At 39.2% G+C, this 16,737-nt stretch carries 14 protein-coding genes; all 14 read right to left on the reverse strand.

Going from position 1 to position 16,737, the window contains the following annotated elements; translation table 11 throughout:
* A complete protein-coding gene (locus J2S10_RS15010) occupies window positions 1-867 on the reverse strand; it encodes a carbohydrate ABC transporter permease (RefSeq protein WP_307409133.1) in 867 nt (288 codons plus the stop codon).
* A 4-nt stretch (window positions 868-871) separates the two neighbouring features.
* On the reverse strand, window positions 872-1,810 hold the full coding sequence (locus tag J2S10_RS15015; protein WP_307409135.1) for an ABC transporter permease subunit: 939 nt from the start codon (window positions 1,808-1,810) through the stop codon (window positions 872-874).
* 90 nt (window positions 1,811-1,900) lie between these two features.
* Window positions 1,901-3,319 (reverse strand): extracellular solute-binding protein, encoded by a 1,419-nt coding sequence (locus J2S10_RS15020; protein ID WP_307409137.1) that lies wholly within the window; start codon window positions 3,317-3,319, stop codon window positions 1,901-1,903.
* A gap of 24 nt (window positions 3,320-3,343) precedes the next feature.
* Window positions 3,344-4,369 (reverse strand): LacI family DNA-binding transcriptional regulator, encoded by a 1,026-nt coding sequence (locus J2S10_RS15025; protein WP_307409140.1) that lies wholly within the window; start codon window positions 4,367-4,369, stop codon window positions 3,344-3,346.
* A 1,134-nt stretch (window positions 4,370-5,503) separates the two neighbouring features.
* A complete protein-coding gene (locus J2S10_RS15030) occupies window positions 5,504-5,662 on the reverse strand; it encodes a hypothetical protein (protein ID WP_307409142.1) in 159 nt (52 codons plus the stop codon).
* A 704-nt stretch (window positions 5,663-6,366) separates the two neighbouring features.
* Window positions 6,367-7,536, reverse strand: a complete 1,170-nt coding sequence (gene tcuB / locus J2S10_RS15035) for a tricarballylate utilization 4Fe-4S protein TcuB (protein WP_307409144.1) — start codon at window positions 7,534-7,536, stop codon at window positions 6,367-6,369.
* Window positions 7,511-8,902: an FAD-dependent tricarballylate dehydrogenase TcuA gene (gene tcuA / locus J2S10_RS15040; RefSeq protein WP_307409146.1), complete on the reverse strand. Its 1,392-nt coding sequence runs from the start codon at window positions 8,900-8,902 to the stop codon at window positions 7,511-7,513. The genes tcuB and tcuA overlap by 26 nt, the downstream gene beginning before the upstream one ends.
* A gap of 133 nt (window positions 8,903-9,035) precedes the next feature.
* Window positions 9,036-10,217 (reverse strand): 2-methylaconitate cis-trans isomerase PrpF family protein, encoded by a 1,182-nt coding sequence (locus tag J2S10_RS15045; RefSeq protein WP_307409148.1) that lies wholly within the window; start codon window positions 10,215-10,217, stop codon window positions 9,036-9,038.
* A 1,111-nt stretch (window positions 10,218-11,328) separates the two neighbouring features.
* A complete protein-coding gene (gene citG / locus J2S10_RS15050) occupies window positions 11,329-12,237 on the reverse strand; it encodes a triphosphoribosyl-dephospho-CoA synthase CitG (RefSeq protein ID WP_098530521.1) in 909 nt (302 codons plus the stop codon).
* A gap of 99 nt (window positions 12,238-12,336) precedes the next feature.
* The gene (gene citX / locus J2S10_RS15055; RefSeq protein WP_307409151.1) at window positions 12,337-12,867 is read right to left on the reverse strand and encodes a citrate lyase holo-[acyl-carrier protein] synthase; all 531 of its coding nucleotides are present in this window, start codon (window positions 12,865-12,867) and stop codon (window positions 12,337-12,339) included.
* A gap of 2 nt (window positions 12,868-12,869) precedes the next feature.
* Window positions 12,870-14,420 (reverse strand): citrate lyase subunit alpha, encoded by a 1,551-nt coding sequence (gene citF / locus J2S10_RS15060; RefSeq protein WP_307409153.1) that lies wholly within the window; start codon window positions 14,418-14,420, stop codon window positions 12,870-12,872.
* Window positions 14,420-15,316 (reverse strand): citrate (pro-3S)-lyase subunit beta, encoded by an 897-nt coding sequence (gene citE / locus J2S10_RS15065; protein WP_307409155.1) that lies wholly within the window; start codon window positions 15,314-15,316, stop codon window positions 14,420-14,422. The genes citF and citE overlap by 1 nt, the downstream gene beginning before the upstream one ends.
* A complete protein-coding gene (gene citD / locus J2S10_RS15070) occupies window positions 15,317-15,631 on the reverse strand; it encodes a citrate lyase acyl carrier protein (protein ID WP_307409157.1) in 315 nt (104 codons plus the stop codon).
* Window positions 15,632-15,634: 3 nt separating this feature from the next.
* A complete protein-coding gene (citC, locus tag J2S10_RS15075; protein WP_307409159.1) occupies window positions 15,635-16,717 on the reverse strand; it encodes a [citrate (pro-3S)-lyase] ligase in 1,083 nt (360 codons plus the stop codon).
* Between the last annotated feature and the right edge of the window lie 20 nt (window positions 16,718-16,737).

The raw sequence follows: 16,737 nt of genomic DNA on the forward strand, positions 1-16,737 counted from the left end.
TTAGTCTTTCGTAGAACCTAAAGTAACACCTTTTACAAAATATTTTTGTACAAACGGATAAATGATAAGCAGCGGAATTAAAGCGATGATAATACCCGCCATCGAGACATTGGGTGTAATTAAATTGGTGCTTGAAGACGAATCGCTTCCAACGACCAATGATTGAAGAGCAAGCTGCAATGTATACTTGCTTGTATCATTAATGTATAGAAGGGCTGGCGTAAATTGATTCCAGCGGCTAACAAACTCAAAAAGGACAACGGTTGCTAATCCCGACTTTGCTAACGGCAAATATAGCTTCGTAAAAATCGTAAAATCACTTGCTCCATCCATTCTTGCCGATTCCGCGATATCATAGGGAACAGACAAAAAGAAGTTCCGCATAAGCAAAATACTGAATCCGGACACAAGCCCAGAGATGATAAGAGCGGACAGTGTGTTGAGTAAACCAAGCTCTTTATTGACGATATATAGAGGAATCATAATCGCTTCTTGCGGGACAGCCATTGTAATCATAATGAGAGTAACGATGATTTTCTTTCCTGGCAGCTCTCGTTGAATGAGCACATATCCTGCCATGGCAGCAAATAACACATGAAGAAAGGTACCGACTAACGTCACAATCACATTGTTTAAAAATGGACGCCATAGGTGCAGTTTAGACCAAATTGTCTTGTAGCCGATCAAACTGAATTCACTTGGCCATAGCTTTATACCAGGGTGCATCGATGATAGATTAGAAGAAATAGAAACTACAAAAGTATTCCAAAGTGGAATAATCATCGTCAAAACAAGAACACTTAAAAACATATAATTAAAAACCTGAAATAATTTTTCTCCTGGTGATACCCTTCTTTTTTTATTCATTTTCTCACTCCATGTCATACTTAGTGATCTTTGCAGAAATCATTACTAATAGTAGTGTTGCTATAATTACTAAGAAAGACGCTGCTGACGCAATTCCCATCTTGAAATTTAAAATTCCTTGTTCGTAGGTATACACCATCAAAACATCAACGTTTCGGGCAATTGCATTGTTCTCCATCACAAAAATTTGATCAAAAATTCGAAGGATTCCCATCATGTTAAGTAAAAGTACAACTTTCATCGTTGGAAACAATTGCGGAATGGTAATTTGACGAATCTCATCCCAACGGCCCGCACCATCGACACGGGCTGCTTCATATAAGGCAGGATTAATCGCTACAATAGCTGCCAGATAGATGATACAGTTATACCCCATATCCTTCCAGACTGCCGACAAAACCATAATATTTCTTGCATATTCGGGACTAGCTAAGAAAGTAATTTGTTTATGGCCCACGAGTTTCAATAATTCGTTAACAAGACCACCGTCTGGAGACAGCATAAATATCCAAATCCCTCCGACAACTACCCATGAGAATAAATGAGGGAGATAGATGATTGTTTGAGTAAGCTTTTTAAACGTTGCACGAAGAACTTCATTAAGTGAAATAGCTACAATAAGAGGTGCGATAAAACCAATAGCTAGTATTCCGCTCCCAATGATTAGAGTATTTTTTAAAGCCTGCCAAAACAAAGGATCTTTCAAAACAGTCATATAGTTATCTAGTCCAACAAATGGACGATCTCCAATTAAACGAAAATCCTGAAGACTAATCATAAACCCTCGAATAAGCGGGTAAAAGGTAAAAATGGCGAAGTATAACAATATTGGAAGCATCATTAAGTATAGAGTAAAATGCTTGCGAATAACTCGCAAAATGGACACCGAAGAATAGCTCTGCCTAACGGTAATATCGTTCACAGCCTTGCGAATAACTTGCAAAAAGAACACCCCTGACATTTATATGGTTAGAGCCTATCTTGTAAAAAAAGAGAGGCAGGAATATGGAATTCACTCCCTCTCTTTTGGTTATCATTGGTCAATCAAGTTAGCTGCTTTTAATTCATCATGCATTTGTTTGACCGCTTCTGTTGCAGGCATTGTACCCATAATGGCTTTAAATGCGTAATTATATACAATTTTTTGAGCATTCGGCCAATCTTTTGTAGCAATTTGATTTGTAGCGTTATTGTCCGTAACCACCTTATGCGCCTCTGCAACACCAGGCAAAAAGCCAATAGGATTCTTGAAGTGGCTGTTGTTCGGGAAGATAACACCGTGATCCATGCCTGCTGCCTTTCCTGCTTCAGTTAGTTCATACTTTCCATTTTTTACGGTGTAGTCATAGCCTTCAACACCTAAAGTGCTTAATAAATTACCAGCCTGGGAATGCCAGAATTCAAGGAACTTGATAGCACCTTCTTTATTTTTTGCATTAGCAGGAATTGCCCAAAGGCTAGGGTCACCTAAAGTCAGCATAATGCCGTTTGGACCGTTGACGCCTGGAATACCTTCCGCCTGGAATGCGGTATTAGGATCTCGTTGCTTAAGCGTATTATTATATAATCCCACCCAAGCATCCCAATCTGTGTCCATTCCAACACGGTTTGACATAAATAAATTACGCATTTTTGTTGTATCATTTGTTAAAAAGTTCGGGTCTAGAATTCCTTCCTTATATAGTTTTGCGAGCCATTCATATACAGGTACGGCCGCTTCTGTTGCATAAGGAATGGTACGTTTTCCATTCTTATCTATTACATACTCGGCCTTAACACCGACTGCACTCATAAATGGCTGAATATCAAATAAACCAGCAAGAGATAAGCCATATGTATCATTTTTCCCGTCACCATCCGGGTCTTTTTCTTTAAATGCTTTTAATACTGTGTAAAACTCATCCAATGTTTTCGGCTCTTTCAAACCTAGCTTGTCCAACCAGTCTTTACGAAGAACTGGCATAGTTCCTTGGTCTGCTTTATTATATACACCGTAAATGGAACCACCCTTATAGGTAATGGCTTTCCAATCGCTGTTCGAGATAATGGAAGTATCAGAAAGAACTTTTGATTTTTTAATATCATCGTTCAGTTTTGTTAAGGCTCCTTGATTCACTAGTACATCCATATCAGGTGTGTTTAAATAGACAAGATCATATTGGTCGCCGGAAGACATAGATGTCAACAGTTTTTGATCATAGTTTGCAGGAGGTTTCACCATATCAACCTTTAAACCCGTCTTTTTTTCAATTTCTTGTACAAATAGTTTTTGCTCTTCATCATTTTTTCCGCCAACAACGCCCGCTAAAATCCGGATCTCGTTATTTGGTTTTGCTTTCGTTCCTGCTACACTTTGTTTCTGTTCCGTGGAACAAGCAGATAGAAGTACGGATGAAATGGATAATGCCATAATCGCTTTGGTTAACTTTGATTTTTTTAGTGAAATAGCCATAGTAGCCTCCTAAAGTCATTTGATTTACTCGTTGGCTTTTCTACAAGAACCGCGTTCTACAAATTCAGAAGGTATAATGATTCGTTTTACTATAGAGTTTTTGTCCTCCAGATTTTCTAGAAGTAATTTAGTCGCTTCTTTTCCAAGCATTTCTGCATTTAGATCAATACATGTTAATGGAGGGTTTAAAATGTTAGCGTACGACGATTCATTACTAAACGAAATTACGGATAAATCTTCAGGTATGCGATATCCAAGCTCTTCCGCTGCGCGATATACACCTGAAGCCATCTTATTCGAATCAGCGATAATTGCTGTTACATTCGAACCGGATTCTAATACAGCTTTTGTTCGCTCGTAACCAAACTCCGCGGATGTTTTCCTCTCATCCAAAAACGATACCAACAATGAATCATTTGACAATCCTGCAGAAGTCAAAGCATATTTATATCCTTGATAACGATCTTTGCTCACCGTTCTGTATTCTGGAGCATTTAGAAAAAGTATTCTTACATGTCCAAGAGATAATAAATAGTTGGTTACTTGTGTACCGATGGCAAAGTTATCGTTGTCAACGTAAGAAATGGCGGTTTCAAAAATCTTAGGGGGTTTTCCTACGATAACAAAGGGTATACCTTGATTCATTCTGTCTTCCACTCTCTTGTCATTCTCTTCCGTTGGGTCAAGAATTATCTCTCCATCCACCGGATCAGAAGCAATAAACTCAACTTTTTCCTTAAAGTCGGCAGACAACGTATTGACTAGCAGCCGATATCCCTTTTCATAACATTCGCTTAATACTCCGTTTAACAGAGAAAGATGAAATTGACTGAATTTCGCCCTTTCTCCCGGCATGTTAATACCGATAATTCTCGTTTGCTTTACCGCTAAACTTCTTGCCATATAATTTGGTTTATAATTCAATTCTCTTGCAGCCTGCAGGACTCGTTCGCTCACCTCCTTGCTGATTGGTCTTTTTTGACTGAATACATTTGATACGGTGCTTTTGGAAACACCAGCCAGTTTGGCAACTTCATTAATTGAGGACATTGACCTTACCTCCACCTATAATATTAAACCGGTTTTATTAATACTCCGTTTTGTTAGAGTAAAAGAATCGTAAAAAATGTTGAATAATTGTAAATTCATCTTTATATTCCTTTTAAATATCTATTTTTATTAATATTTATTTGTTATAAAATGGGGAAAATCAATAAAACCGGTTTTATTGATTTTCAGCTGATACAAATTGATTCGAAATTTTTTATTAGACTTCTCTACAAACAAAGCAAATAACACATCAATTTAATGAAAAATATGCATAAATTCTTATGTTCGAGCATTCTAAAATGAGTACCTCCAAAACTATTTTTGGATCCAATATAAAAAAGGGTTATTAAGGAGGGTTATATCATGATTCTCAAAAAGAACCGTTATCTTATTTAGACCAATCGTCAAGATAAACTTGGTGATCCTGGTACTAAAATTATCAAAAAACTTAGAACCAATCTTATGATTTTAAAGAAGCTTTTGAAGAATCTATTCGAGTCCAAACTATAAAAAAAGGACCGAAAAAAACAATTGAGGACCATGAATCAATAGGTTTAACAGTGTTCTAATTTTTATTTTTTGTTCGAATCTTTTAGATCAGTTCGATTATTATTCTTAATAAAAGCATTCCAGCCTTACCGCTTTTAAACTTCTCAGGCACTCATTTTTTTCATCGAATTAATAATGGTAGGGGCTTCCCCAATCCATTTAAAACCCCTCCTCTTCTAATTTTTTCGGAAACTAATTCTATTTTCTATTTCCGTTTTATTCAAGTTAAAAAGCCCCTTATTTTTTATAAAGGGCTTTTGAGAGAACTTGAATCCATTAATTTTAAATTTATAACAAATTATTGATGCCTGAACGTATGCGACGAAACACGTACATTATCAATATATGCCTTGCCATATGCTTTTATTCTAAATCTGACTTCAGCTGAGGTCGAATCTCCTCCATAAATCGAAAGAAAAATATATTTCAGTATCTTCAAATATACTGTTTTCTGTTATTAAAGTATTAAGCGCTTTTGGTGTGTTTTTTCGATAACATCTGTTGTAATCTCACATGCTGATTGAATATTAGGATATTTTTACTATAAAAAAGCTAAAAAATACTTAAATGTTACCCTATGTTCCTTTAAAGTCCTCGGTCGTAAAACCACAAGCTCTTTGCCTCGCATAAATGCTTAAATAGATCAGTAAGACTTTTTCCGAGCTCCATTTTGTTGTTTTCATTTTCAAGGAATAACCTGCTACCGACGGTCCTTTTTCCTTTTCTTTTACTTTGTTCTGCCATAAAAAAGCCTCCTTCGCTTCATTGGGTTCCCAACATAGCAAAAGAGGCTCCACAGTTTGTTTGATATTACCCTACACAGTCTTAGTGTAAAACATTTCATCCAACCAAATTATTCCAAATACTAAAAAACCTTTTCATTTCAATACTTTTGGCGGGACTGCGTGGGAATCGAACCCACCAGACCACACACGGTGGTCTCAAGCAGTTTTGAAGTTAGAGGGAAGGTATCATGTTTGATTACATTTAGTTTTATATAATACCGTAAAGTCTTGATTTAATGAACTTTTTATCAAGTCATATATCATTTAATTTTATCTAATTAATTATAAAAACATCTAATCTGTGACCAAGTTGTGACCAAAAGTGTGATCAGTTTTCTTATTTTATTAATGGGTTTAAACAAGTAATTGAGGAGGTTTAAACATACCTCCTCTTCTTCCATTTGTCATCCAAAGGGACAATGAGCTTATTGATCCAAGTGATACAACCCTCTCAAGGTCGTCAGGTGTATTCGATTATAACAGTTTTAATTTGAAGTTGTTGATTATTTTCCGTCTGGTCATTTGTTTTGATGTAGCGATTTGCTTAGTGCACAAAAAGGCTTCGCTATTTATTACGCGAAACCTCTCATTTTTATATTTTAAACATAACTTGTTTATTTTTATAGTTGTGGTACGTCTTGCGTTGAAAGATATAACCTTTAATTAATGCTTACTTATAACTGTTGCACCAGGCTTAATAGGTTGTTTTTGTGTTTTTACTTCTTGTGCTGCACCCGCTGCTATTCTTTCTTCTTGTGCATAACGAATAAGTGCCAAATAACGATAAACGAAATGAGCAAATTTAGTATATGGAGCTGTAAAGAATAGAGCTGCAACACTTCCTAAATGGATTGCCAATAAAATTCCCATTGCAGCAGTATCACGAGCCAGTAACAAGATCATCCCAGTTACCGCAACAGTCAATAATACAACTGCAAAAGAAGTTCCTGACTGTTGAGCACCTTTATCATGGACTTCAGAGTCACTTTTGGCTTTAAGAGCCAATAGTCCAACAACCCCAATAATGATTCCTAGTCCACCCAGGATCCCTAGAATTACTACTGGATGGTACAGAGGATAGGGAGCCGGAATGTGTAAAACGTGTGCATAAAATGCGCCTAATGCTGTTGAAGCTAAATCTAGCATAAATCCATAAGATACAAAATGGTGAAGCTTACGGCGAGTAGTCGAAGGTTCGTCAGTTGGATACGTACAGCCTGATCCTTCTCCACCAAGATAGCGAAGGCTTAACGCATATTTTGTACCAGTAACAAAATCTTTTCCAATAACTTTCTCTGATTTTGGTGACTTAATATCTTGCCAGAATCTGCTCATTCCTATAATCCAGCCACCAACCATCCAAATTCCTAATACCAAGAAAACAACAATCATTATAACTTCAGAAAGAGACTCATAGAATGCACCTGTTCCTAGATGCGTCTTCAAAAGTCCTGAAGTTCCGTTGGTTCCTATAATTAATGCGACCATTAAAATGATTCCAAAGAAAAATGTGATCCAAAAGCCGCTGCGCTTTTCTCCGAGTGCTTTGGCAAATACTCTTGGGCTTGCATATTTTCGGTATGTTTCTTCGCGCAATTGAGCAAACAACTTTGGCGGGTTAATGCCAAACTCGTGCGGTGTCGTAAATGGACAGGCATAATAGCAGTCCCGGCAATCATGGCACAAATTAGCCAAATAAGTCATGTCATTATCAGTAAAATTCCGGCGCAACTCTATCGATTGCCATACAGCACAGTATCCTTCGCAATAACGGCAGGCATTACATAATTTCATTTGACGTTTTCCATCATCTAGTAGCTCTTTTGACTGCATTTGCTGCTTCCTCCCCTGCAATTCTCCCTAAAACTGCGCCCATCGTGAGTCCAAAACCAGCCAGATACCCACGGCGCAGTACATTACCTGCTGCCATTTCTCCTGCTGCAAACATATTGTTACAGAGGCGTCTATCCTTCCACTTGATCCTTGCCTGTTCGTTTACTTCTACCGCAAGGTAGGTAAATGTAATCCCAGTCTTCAGTGGATAGGCATAAAATGGAGGCTTATCGATCCGTACCGCCCAATGGCTTTTTACCGGTGTTAATCCTTCTGTTTTACAGTTGTCTAGCTCAGCTGGATTAAATGTTCCTGGGCGAACGGCCTTGTTAAAGTCATTAACGGTCTTAGCCACTACTTTAGGATTAAGACCAAGTTTTTCAGCCAATTCCTCGATTGATCCGGCAGAAATTGGTTCGAATACCGAAGGCATGAATTTTCCAAGTGCCTTACTGTCAATAATCGAGTATGCAACTTGATTGGGCTGCCGGGCAATGAGTCCACCCCAAATAGCATATCGTTTTGGCCAAAAATCTTCTCCCTCGTCGTAGAACCGCTGACCATTCTTATTTACCACAATCCCAAATGGTACACTGTCAAGACGGGTAACAATTCCTCCGTCAAACTTTGGTGCCCTACCATCAACCGCAACGGCGTGAAACGCGTCTGGTTCTCCTACCTGGGCTGCACCTTTATTAAGAAGCATTTCAAGAACATTACCTTGATTATATGGGGTACCACGAATGATAAAATTCTCAGCAGCCTCTCCCCAGTAACGTTTGTGCCATTCTATATTTGCTTCAAAACCGCCCGAAGCAAATATAATAGCTTTCGCTTTGATCGTCTCGATCCCGTTATTCCTGCGAACTTTAGCAGCCTTGAACTCAGTGCCATTCATTTCTATATCTTCAAGCATTGAATCGTACCAGACTTCTACCCCTTTTACCTTGGCGGTTTGATAGTATGAATTTATCACAGCCTTGCCGCCGCCAAGTTGAAAAATATTCGTTCTTCCTAAATGAAGGGTTCCGGACAGTGCCGGCTGCCATTGAATCCCCTGCTTGTTAAGCCAGTCCGGGAGTTCTTCGGATTTACGAACAACTAATCTTGCAATTGATTCATTTATTTCCCCTCCTGCAACACGCCTTAAATCCTCCATAAATTCTTCCTCAGGATAAGTGCCTGTCATATACTTGTTCTCACGTGTATTCATCACCCTATAATCCCGGGTGAGTCGGCTATTTCCGCCGCGATAAAATTTAGGAGCCCGTTCAATGATCAGCACCTTTACCCCTCGATCACGAGCTGACAGAGCAGCACTTAGGGCAGCGTTCCCGCCGCCGACTACTAAAACATCAGTCTCCATATTTTAAAACTCCTTTCAAATTAACCTTTTAGCTAACTAATTGGTTAAGCGATTACAAGAGAAAAAGAGATTACTAATTTACTTGTCAAAAAAAGAAAAGAAGGGATACTCCTTTTCTTAATATGAAAACTGATCAAGCCATCATGGCATCTTTCTTACCAACAAAAATGGAGGTAGGTACGTAGGCGTAGCCTTCCATTAGCCTTCTTGCAGTCCGGCCATTGCCAGCCTGTGCCACTAACCATTCTTCTCCCATTTTTTCTACGGATGCATCAGCATATAAAGTTCCCGAAGGATGCCCTACACTAATACCGGTATGGGTATTTAGAACAATTTGATTAGGGATCGTTCCATTAATTTTTGCAGCTGCTGCAAGAGCCATCGCCCCACTTACTGCATGTGCGCTATGAAGAGATCCCATCGTAATATAGCGTGAAAGAATATCAACCTCTTCTTGTTTAACGAGCTGTTGATTGACTGTTTTATATTCTTTAGGCTTCGAAACCATGGCAATTTTCGGCAATGCATGGGTTGAAGGAGAGATATGTTCGCCTTCTTTAATCAGGCCGATCTTAATCCCGGCTTTAACACGAATTTTCTCTAAGGTATTAAGCAATACAGTATTCCCGTTAACTTCATTGGGAAGCTCTGTTCCTGTTTGCCCGACATCTTCTGCCCGAACAAACACAAGCGTATTAACACAATCAACAATACTTACCTCATACTCCTGGCCATTCTCCAACTTGATGATATCTGTTGGGCTATTGGTAGGGAGTGTTTTTCCTGTAAAGGTTCCGCCCGCATCTAAAAAGTTAAGCATGATTCTGGACGATGAACCAGGAACACCGGCAATCGAAAATCCCCCCTCATATTGAATTTGCCCATTTTTTACAGGTATTTCTGCAACAATAATTTTTTTTGTATTTGTGTTGTATATTTTTACGGAAGTAATGGGTTCAGTTAATGGAACATATCCTTCTTCGACGGCATACAAACCTACTGCAGTGACAAAATTTCCGCAGGTTACATTATAGTCAACTACTTGGCGATCTAGGCTCACCTGGCCAAAAGTATAATCAATATGCGCATCAGGAAGAGAGGATGGACCGACAATTGCTAATTTACTAGTTGTTGAGGTTCCTCCTCCCAAACCATCAATTTGGCTGTTGTCAGGACTGCCATAAATCCTTAAGATGACCCCATCCCTTAATGTTTCGTCTGCAGGGAGGTCTGATCTTCTTAGTATGAGCCCCTTACTTGTCCCCCCTCTCATAATAACAGTTGGTATCTTGTGTAATTGACCATAATCAAACATACTTTAACCTCCATTGTTTTTCTTTTTTAAAACTATAATATAGAAAAATATTTAGTTTAGGTTTCGACTAATTCATCTCAAACGACTCAAAGGATGAAATGATTCTGGCTACTTAATACTGTTTTTTAAGTATTAGAGATTTTGTGCTGCTGAATAAGGATTATCTGACTTGGTTCAATTGATTTCTTCCTAGCTTCTTTTAGAGGTTCGAGGTCCAAAGAATATGGCTAATCCTGATACAATCCAAACAAGTGAAATCAAAATAAATACATTTAAATATCCAAAACCAGTGTAAACAAAACTAATAATGAATGGTCTTAAAACATTAGAAAATCTGCCAATTCCGTATGTTATCCCCTGTCCAAAAGAACGAACTTCCGTTCCATAAAGTTCTGATGTATAACTGTAAAGATTGGAAGAAAAGTTCTTTCAATAAAATTTATGAGAAAACCAAATACAACAATTAGTACAGGATTTAGTGTTGCCCCGAATAAAAATACTACAATTGCAATGACGAAGTCGCCATTCCGTTAATAAATCTGGAAATTGCCAGGGACCAGGCGTCCCACGAAAACACATTCACTACTCAGAAAAAAGATAATAATAGAAGAGAAATAATTATAGATTTCTTTCTTCCTACCTTATCACCGAGCCATCCCCTGCAGAGGCTCCCAAAAACATCCCAAAGAAGGCAATGGAGTTGATTGTTGCTATAACACTTAATGGCAAGTGCCACTGTTTTACCAAAGCCGGAGATGCATATGAAAACGTATTTAAATCGGCGTACTCAAAAAATAGGCAATAGACAAAGCAATACGAACCTTTTTGTGAATCGAAGAAAAAGGCAACCGATCCATCAGATTTTCTATATTAAGCCTGTTGGATCAATTGATAATTAAAAGTTATCATAATATAAAAAATAAAAAAAATATTGATTGTTTATTAACTATCATAAAAACCTTTTATGATAGAGAGAAAAAGTTTATATTTGTTTCAAATAAAAGGATTCTTGAATTTTAAATAAAATTAGTGTAAATCAAATTTGGAAGACTGAAGAATTTACAAGGATATGTACATGTTTTTCGGGGGCAGTTATATAGTACTTTTTTATTTATACCACACAATTTCGCTGGATACTTGAACCAGAAAAAGGTAATCCCTCTAACAGAAGGTCCAACATAACGGTTACTGCCAGAAGGTCTGCTGACCCTCCCGGACTGATGTTTCTTCCAATGAATTCCTTGTCCATTTCAAACACCATCTCCATACCTTTTGGTGTTAACATACCTCCTAAATCCAGTACCTGTTGGGCATAACGTTGAACATATTCCAAAGTTTTTAAATCATGTCTTGCAACGATATTGGTATCCTCGTTTACCGCCATTAAATGAAGGAGTACCTGCACCAGAATATCGTTGATATGAAAGGATTTTAAAGATTTTAATTTCCTTATTACAGGAAGAGAGTAATTGCGCACGGTAGCAAAGCCGCTTTCTACTTCTCCACGTATACCCCTCAGACCATATTTCAGAAAAAGTTTTTCCCCGTAAGTAAGACCTTCGGACTTGTTCAAGAAAGTTAGTTCCCTTAAACATAAACCCTTAGTCATTAGAGAAACCTTCTCACAGATTATCTCGATATCCACATTTTTGGATTCACTTTCCATCATGCTGCAAGAAGCTGCCGCACAAATGACACCTAAGGAAAAAATTAGACCTTTATGAGTATTTACACCGTCAGTTGCCTCAAACATCACTTTTTCAGCATTAATCCCAAGGCCTCTTAAGGCTTGAAACAGTTCTTCAGGATTTTTCCCTGAGTACTTTACGCCTTCAACAACACAGTAAGAGAAATAGTTACTCAGTGCAGAGCTGCTGTCTATAAACGTAAAGAAATCCATATCGGTATGTGCCCCTTGGTTGAATCTGTCAACAAGCCCAGGTTTGGGGCTAGCGGAAACCTCATAAAGTAAAGCACGCAGCGCTTTTTGCGGAATGGTTTGCATCCAGGATTCCTCCATGTTTGATCTTTTTCTCCTTTCAAGCTTGCTAACATATTAAAAATATGACCAAACCCCATAATTCCCTGGGCTTATCGGAGTTTGGCCTTCATAGCTAACTTAGGGTATAATTTTTATATAAGAATCAACCATACTATGGATCTTCTCAATGAGGGTTTCTACTGTATGTTCTCTGTTCCGAGCGCAAAAATGGGCATCCTGTTCACAGAGCAGGCATTTACGTTTTGAATTACCTAAGGTTTCTCTAGAAATAGGCTTTCCATCAACCCCTATGACATCTAAATCAAACAGACGGCCAAGTGGATGCTCATTCTCAATCTCAAGCATAAGTGCTTTTAAAGACCGTTCAGCAGTTTTCACCACAAAGAACGCCTCAAATCCAGTATCTGGATTTTTGGAATCATAATACTCCAATCCACAAATGGTCTCCTTGAGTTTTTTAACCAGTGCATTGCAGCCCTCACGAAAAATGATGGAACTGTCTGGCGTTTTCTTGCTCTCACCTGGCATATTCACTGTGAATGATACCAATGGCAATCTGTATTTCTCGATTAATTCCTTCTGATGGGCTGCCCTAAGCTCACGAGCCTCTAATAATTGCTCAAGCGTTATTAGTTGGGTTCCAGTCATCTTCAAGAATCCTTCTTTACCTGGTGAATCACATCAATCACTGATCCATCCCGATACTTAACCACACCGACAATCTTATCTTCTACCTTGATTGGTTCCGGAATTCCGACTATTTGGCTAGCTTTTGCCATGAGTGCTTCAATGGACATAACCGGCAGATTTGCTTTTTTTAGGTTATGATACAAATCCTGCCTACGAGGATTCACAGCAATACCTTGGTCTGTAACCAATACATCAATTGAGCAGCCCGGGGTGACTATCGTATGCACCCTGTCGAGAATAGTTGGCATCCTGCCCCTAATGAGTGGAGCGACAATAATTGCGCAGGCTGCACCTGCAGCTGAATCACAGTGTCCGCCTGAGGCGCCGCGAATGACTCCGTCAGAACCGGTAATGACGTTCACATTAAAATCAAGATCGATTTCTAATGCGCTTAATACTGTTACATCTAATTGATTAACTGCACTTCCCGGATTATCCGGACTTGCATAATACTCAGCATCAATCTGTTGGTGAAACCGATTATTTTTAAGTGATTCATCTGCTTTAAGATCAAAGCCTTGTACATCTAGTAATCTTTTAATAAGGCCTTCCTCATGGAGAGCAACCATCTGACCTGTAATACCGCCCAACGCGAAGCTCGCCTTGATATTTCTCTCAATCATCTTTTCTCTTAAAAACCTAGTTGCCGCCAGGGAAGCTCCTCCTGACCCTGTTTGCAGCGAAAAACCGTCTATGAAATAGCCTGAAGCCTCAATAACTTCGGCAACATTCTGAGCGATTAGCAAATCTTTCGGATTCTTGGTAAACCGGGTTGCTCCCGACATAATTCCTTTTGGATCACCGATTGCATCCACAACCACGATATAATCTACCTGAGACTCAGGAATAGCGAAAGGTGTATTAGGATATTCCACCAAATGATCCGTGATTAAAACTACTTTTTTGGCATGTTGGGCATCAACCTTGGCATATCCCAATGAACCGCATTCTGACGCCGCTGAATGATCCCTGGCATATCCATTGGCATTGCCGGCAGGGTCACAGGATGGCACACCTAAAAAGGCAACATCAATTGGCAGTTCTCCTGAGGCGATTGCCCTGGCTCTGCCGCCATGAGAATTGATCACAATTGGTATGTCCATCAAGCCGTTCGAAATAGCATCAGCTAATTCACCTCGCAGTCCGCTTGTCTCAATCCTCCGAATTACTCCGCTTTTGATATGATTAATCAATGGTGCATGGATGCAGGAAAGAGAGCTTGGTGCTAAAACAAGGTCCTTAATTCCCATACGTGAAATGGCATTGAGAACCATATTAATGATATAATCACCATTTCGGAAATGATGATGGAAGGAAATCGTCATTCCATCTTTTAAGCCTGTATTACGAATCGCTGTTTCAATAGAATCAAGGATTTTATTTCGATCAGAATTCTTAAGGCGGTCTTTAGAACGCTGTGTATTTTTCACCAATTCATTTGAATCAAACAGTGGTAATGCTCCGAGTCCAAAAATCTCTTCCGGTATATTTCGTCCAACTCTATTAAACATTATTGCCACACCTCCTCAATACTTTCTGTATATACAGCATCAGCCAGTTCAAGGAGACGGTATGCTCTTTCGATGATCGGCTTGTCAACCATTTTACCGTCCATGCTTATAACACCCGACCCTCTTTTCTCCGCTTCTTTCGCTGCTTCGATAACCCGAATGGATTTCTGAATTTCATCTTCCGTTGGCGTAAAGATATTATGCAAAATATTAATTTGGCGTGGATTAATAAGGGATTTTCCATCAAACCCTAGTTGTTTGATAAGTTTAGCTTCGCGGATAAATCCTTCTTCATCATTCACATCAGAAAAAACAGTATCCAAAGCATCAATCCCGGCTGCCCGTGCCGCAAAGAGGATTTGGCTCCTTGCAGCGAGTAATTCAATCCCATCTGGGGACCTTGTTGTTTTTAGGTCAGTTACAAAATCCTCAGCTCCAAGCGCAATACCAATTAGCCGCGAACTCGCCGTTGCAATTTTATAAGCATTAATGACCCCCGAAGCGCTTTCAACAGCCGCCATGAGTTTGATGGTTCCCAGTTCGATACCATTTTCCTTTTCAATCTGTGTTATTAATTGATCAGCTTCCACTACATCTTCTGGTGTCTCGGTTTTAGGCAACCGGATTGCATCTGGCTTTGCTCTGACCATAGCTTCAAAATCACCTCTGCCATAAGGTGTATTTAAACCATTTACACGGACAACAACTTCCGTTCGTCCATAATCACAAGTTCTTAGCGCTTCATAGACTAAAAGTCTCGCCGCGTCTTTTTCATAAAGGCAAACTGAATCTTCCAAGTCAAACATGATGGCGTCCGATCCATAGATATGAGCGTCTCTAATCATGCCTGGATTGTTTCCTGGTACATACAACATACTCCTTCTCAGTCGCCCCACTTATTTCCCCCCCCAGGGAAAACAATTATGATGGGCAGCCCTGCTTACTGCCGTCCTTACTCTAGCCCGGATGGTGCAATCTAAAGCCCCTTTATCATTCGCAAAGACTAATGCATTCTCTACCCCTAACTCTAATAATGTCTCTAAAATCACCTTTTTGATTTGTTTGCCAAACTGATTTGCGACAGTACTTTTGAGTTCAAGTTCAATTCCTTTACCTTCACTCTTTTCAATTTGAATGGTGATATCGCTTGACTCAAGCGTCCCTGCAATTCCTACATTCAAAATTTTTATTCTTTCTGGCAACATCAACATTTTTCATCCACCTCTCAATAATGTCTTTGTATGCTTTGCCTGAATACGCTGGATAATTCCCTTAGCCTCAGATGAGAGGAGAAATTGATAGGTTGTTTCAGGAACCAGCTTCTTCACTTCGTGTAGCTTACCTGCATGAATTAGATCCCTTACTCTGGAAGCACTAATCGGTTGCGTTTCTGACAACACCCTTGGAATTACCTGTACATCTATTTCACGGGCAGAGAGAATTTCCTGCATGACCGAGTTATACGTTGATGTAACCTTGCAGCAGGGTTCCTCACCAACAAATCTTTTTTTAATTCCAAGTGCCGGAGCAATATAGTTCGCAAATATGTCTATGTCCAGCATCGCATGGGTCTCGACCACATCGTGGAACTCTTTGATAAAGTAGGATGGGAAAGTTGCATCCGATATGATATAATCCTTTCCAGAATGAACAACAACATTATCCAAGTGTTTAACTCCTTCTTTTACAAGCCTGTATCTGACTGCAGAAGGAAAACTTGACTTGTCCTCCCGGAGAACAAAAATATGGAGCGCTTCGCATTTCGACGCTGCATACTCGATTAGGTACTGATGCCCTAAAGTAAACGGATTACAATTTACTATGACGGCCCCTGCACGATTCTTACCCCTTTTATCAGGGATAACTTGTTCTTTCTCTTGGATGATTTGTTTCAGGTAGTTTTTAATCCCTGCCGAGCGGTTTTCCATTAGAATGACCTTTGAAGGAACTTCGGCGACTGGATAAAACCCCAAGTCAGAGAATATGCTCTTGTTTTTCGGCTTTGTATAGATAAAAAGATGCGTGTTTCCTCTTGAATAGGCCTCATGGACAAGATGGGTGACAAGTTTTGCTGACAGCCCCATGTTCTGATATTCCTCATCCACAGCAATGCATTTTAGAATTCTACCGCCAAGGGAACCTGTAGCCACGATATTTTGACCATCAAATATAGCAATTGTATATTCAACATCCGCATCCAGAGATAAATTCTGCTTTTTGAGAAATTCCTTCAGCTGACTCATTTCTGCGTTTGATTTAAGGGTTAGAATCTTTTCAGTCAATTTCACATAACACATTGCATGTTCACCTTTTTTTG

The sequence above is a fragment of the Neobacillus ginsengisoli genome, assembly GCF_030813055.1.

Excerpts from the sequence above, each read along its gene's own strand:
- citD (WP_307409157.1), bottom strand. The coding sequence starts at position 15,631 with ATGTTGATGTTGCCAGAAAGAATAAAAATTTTGAATGTAGGAATTGCA.
- J2S10_RS15025 (WP_307409140.1), bottom strand. The coding sequence starts at position 4,369 with ATGTCCTCAATTAATGAAGTTGCCAAACTGGCTGGTGTTTCCAAAAGC.
- tcuB (WP_307409144.1), bottom strand. The coding sequence starts at position 7,536 with ATGCAGTCAAAAGAGCTACTAGATGATGGAAAACGTCAAATGAAATTA.
- citX (WP_307409151.1), bottom strand. The coding sequence starts at position 12,867 with ATGACTGGAACCCAACTAATAACGCTTGAGCAATTATTAGAGGCTCGT.
- J2S10_RS15030 (WP_307409142.1), bottom strand. The coding sequence starts at position 5,662 with ATGGCAGAACAAAGTAAAAGAAAAGGAAAAAGGACCGTCGGTAGCAGG.
- J2S10_RS15010 (WP_307409133.1), bottom strand. The coding sequence starts at position 867 with ATGAATAAAAAAAGAAGGGTATCACCAGGAGAAAAATTATTTCAGGTT.
- citF (WP_307409153.1), bottom strand. The coding sequence starts at position 14,420 with ATGTTTAATAGAGTTGGACGAAATATACCGGAAGAGATTTTTGGACTC.
- citC (WP_307409159.1), bottom strand. The coding sequence starts at position 16,717 with ATGTGTTATGTGAAATTGACTGAAAAGATTCTAACCCTTAAATCAAAC.
- citG (WP_098530521.1), bottom strand. The coding sequence starts at position 12,237 with ATGGAGGAATCCTGGATGCAAACCATTCCGCAAAAAGCGCTGCGTGCT.
- J2S10_RS15020 (WP_307409137.1), bottom strand. The coding sequence starts at position 3,319 with ATGGCTATTTCACTAAAAAAATCAAAGTTAACCAAAGCGATTATGGCA.
- J2S10_RS15045 (WP_307409148.1), bottom strand. The coding sequence starts at position 10,217 with ATGTTTGATTATGGTCAATTACACAAGATACCAACTGTTATTATGAGA.
- tcuA (WP_307409146.1), bottom strand. The coding sequence starts at position 8,902 with ATGGAGACTGATGTTTTAGTAGTCGGCGGCGGGAACGCTGCCCTAAGT.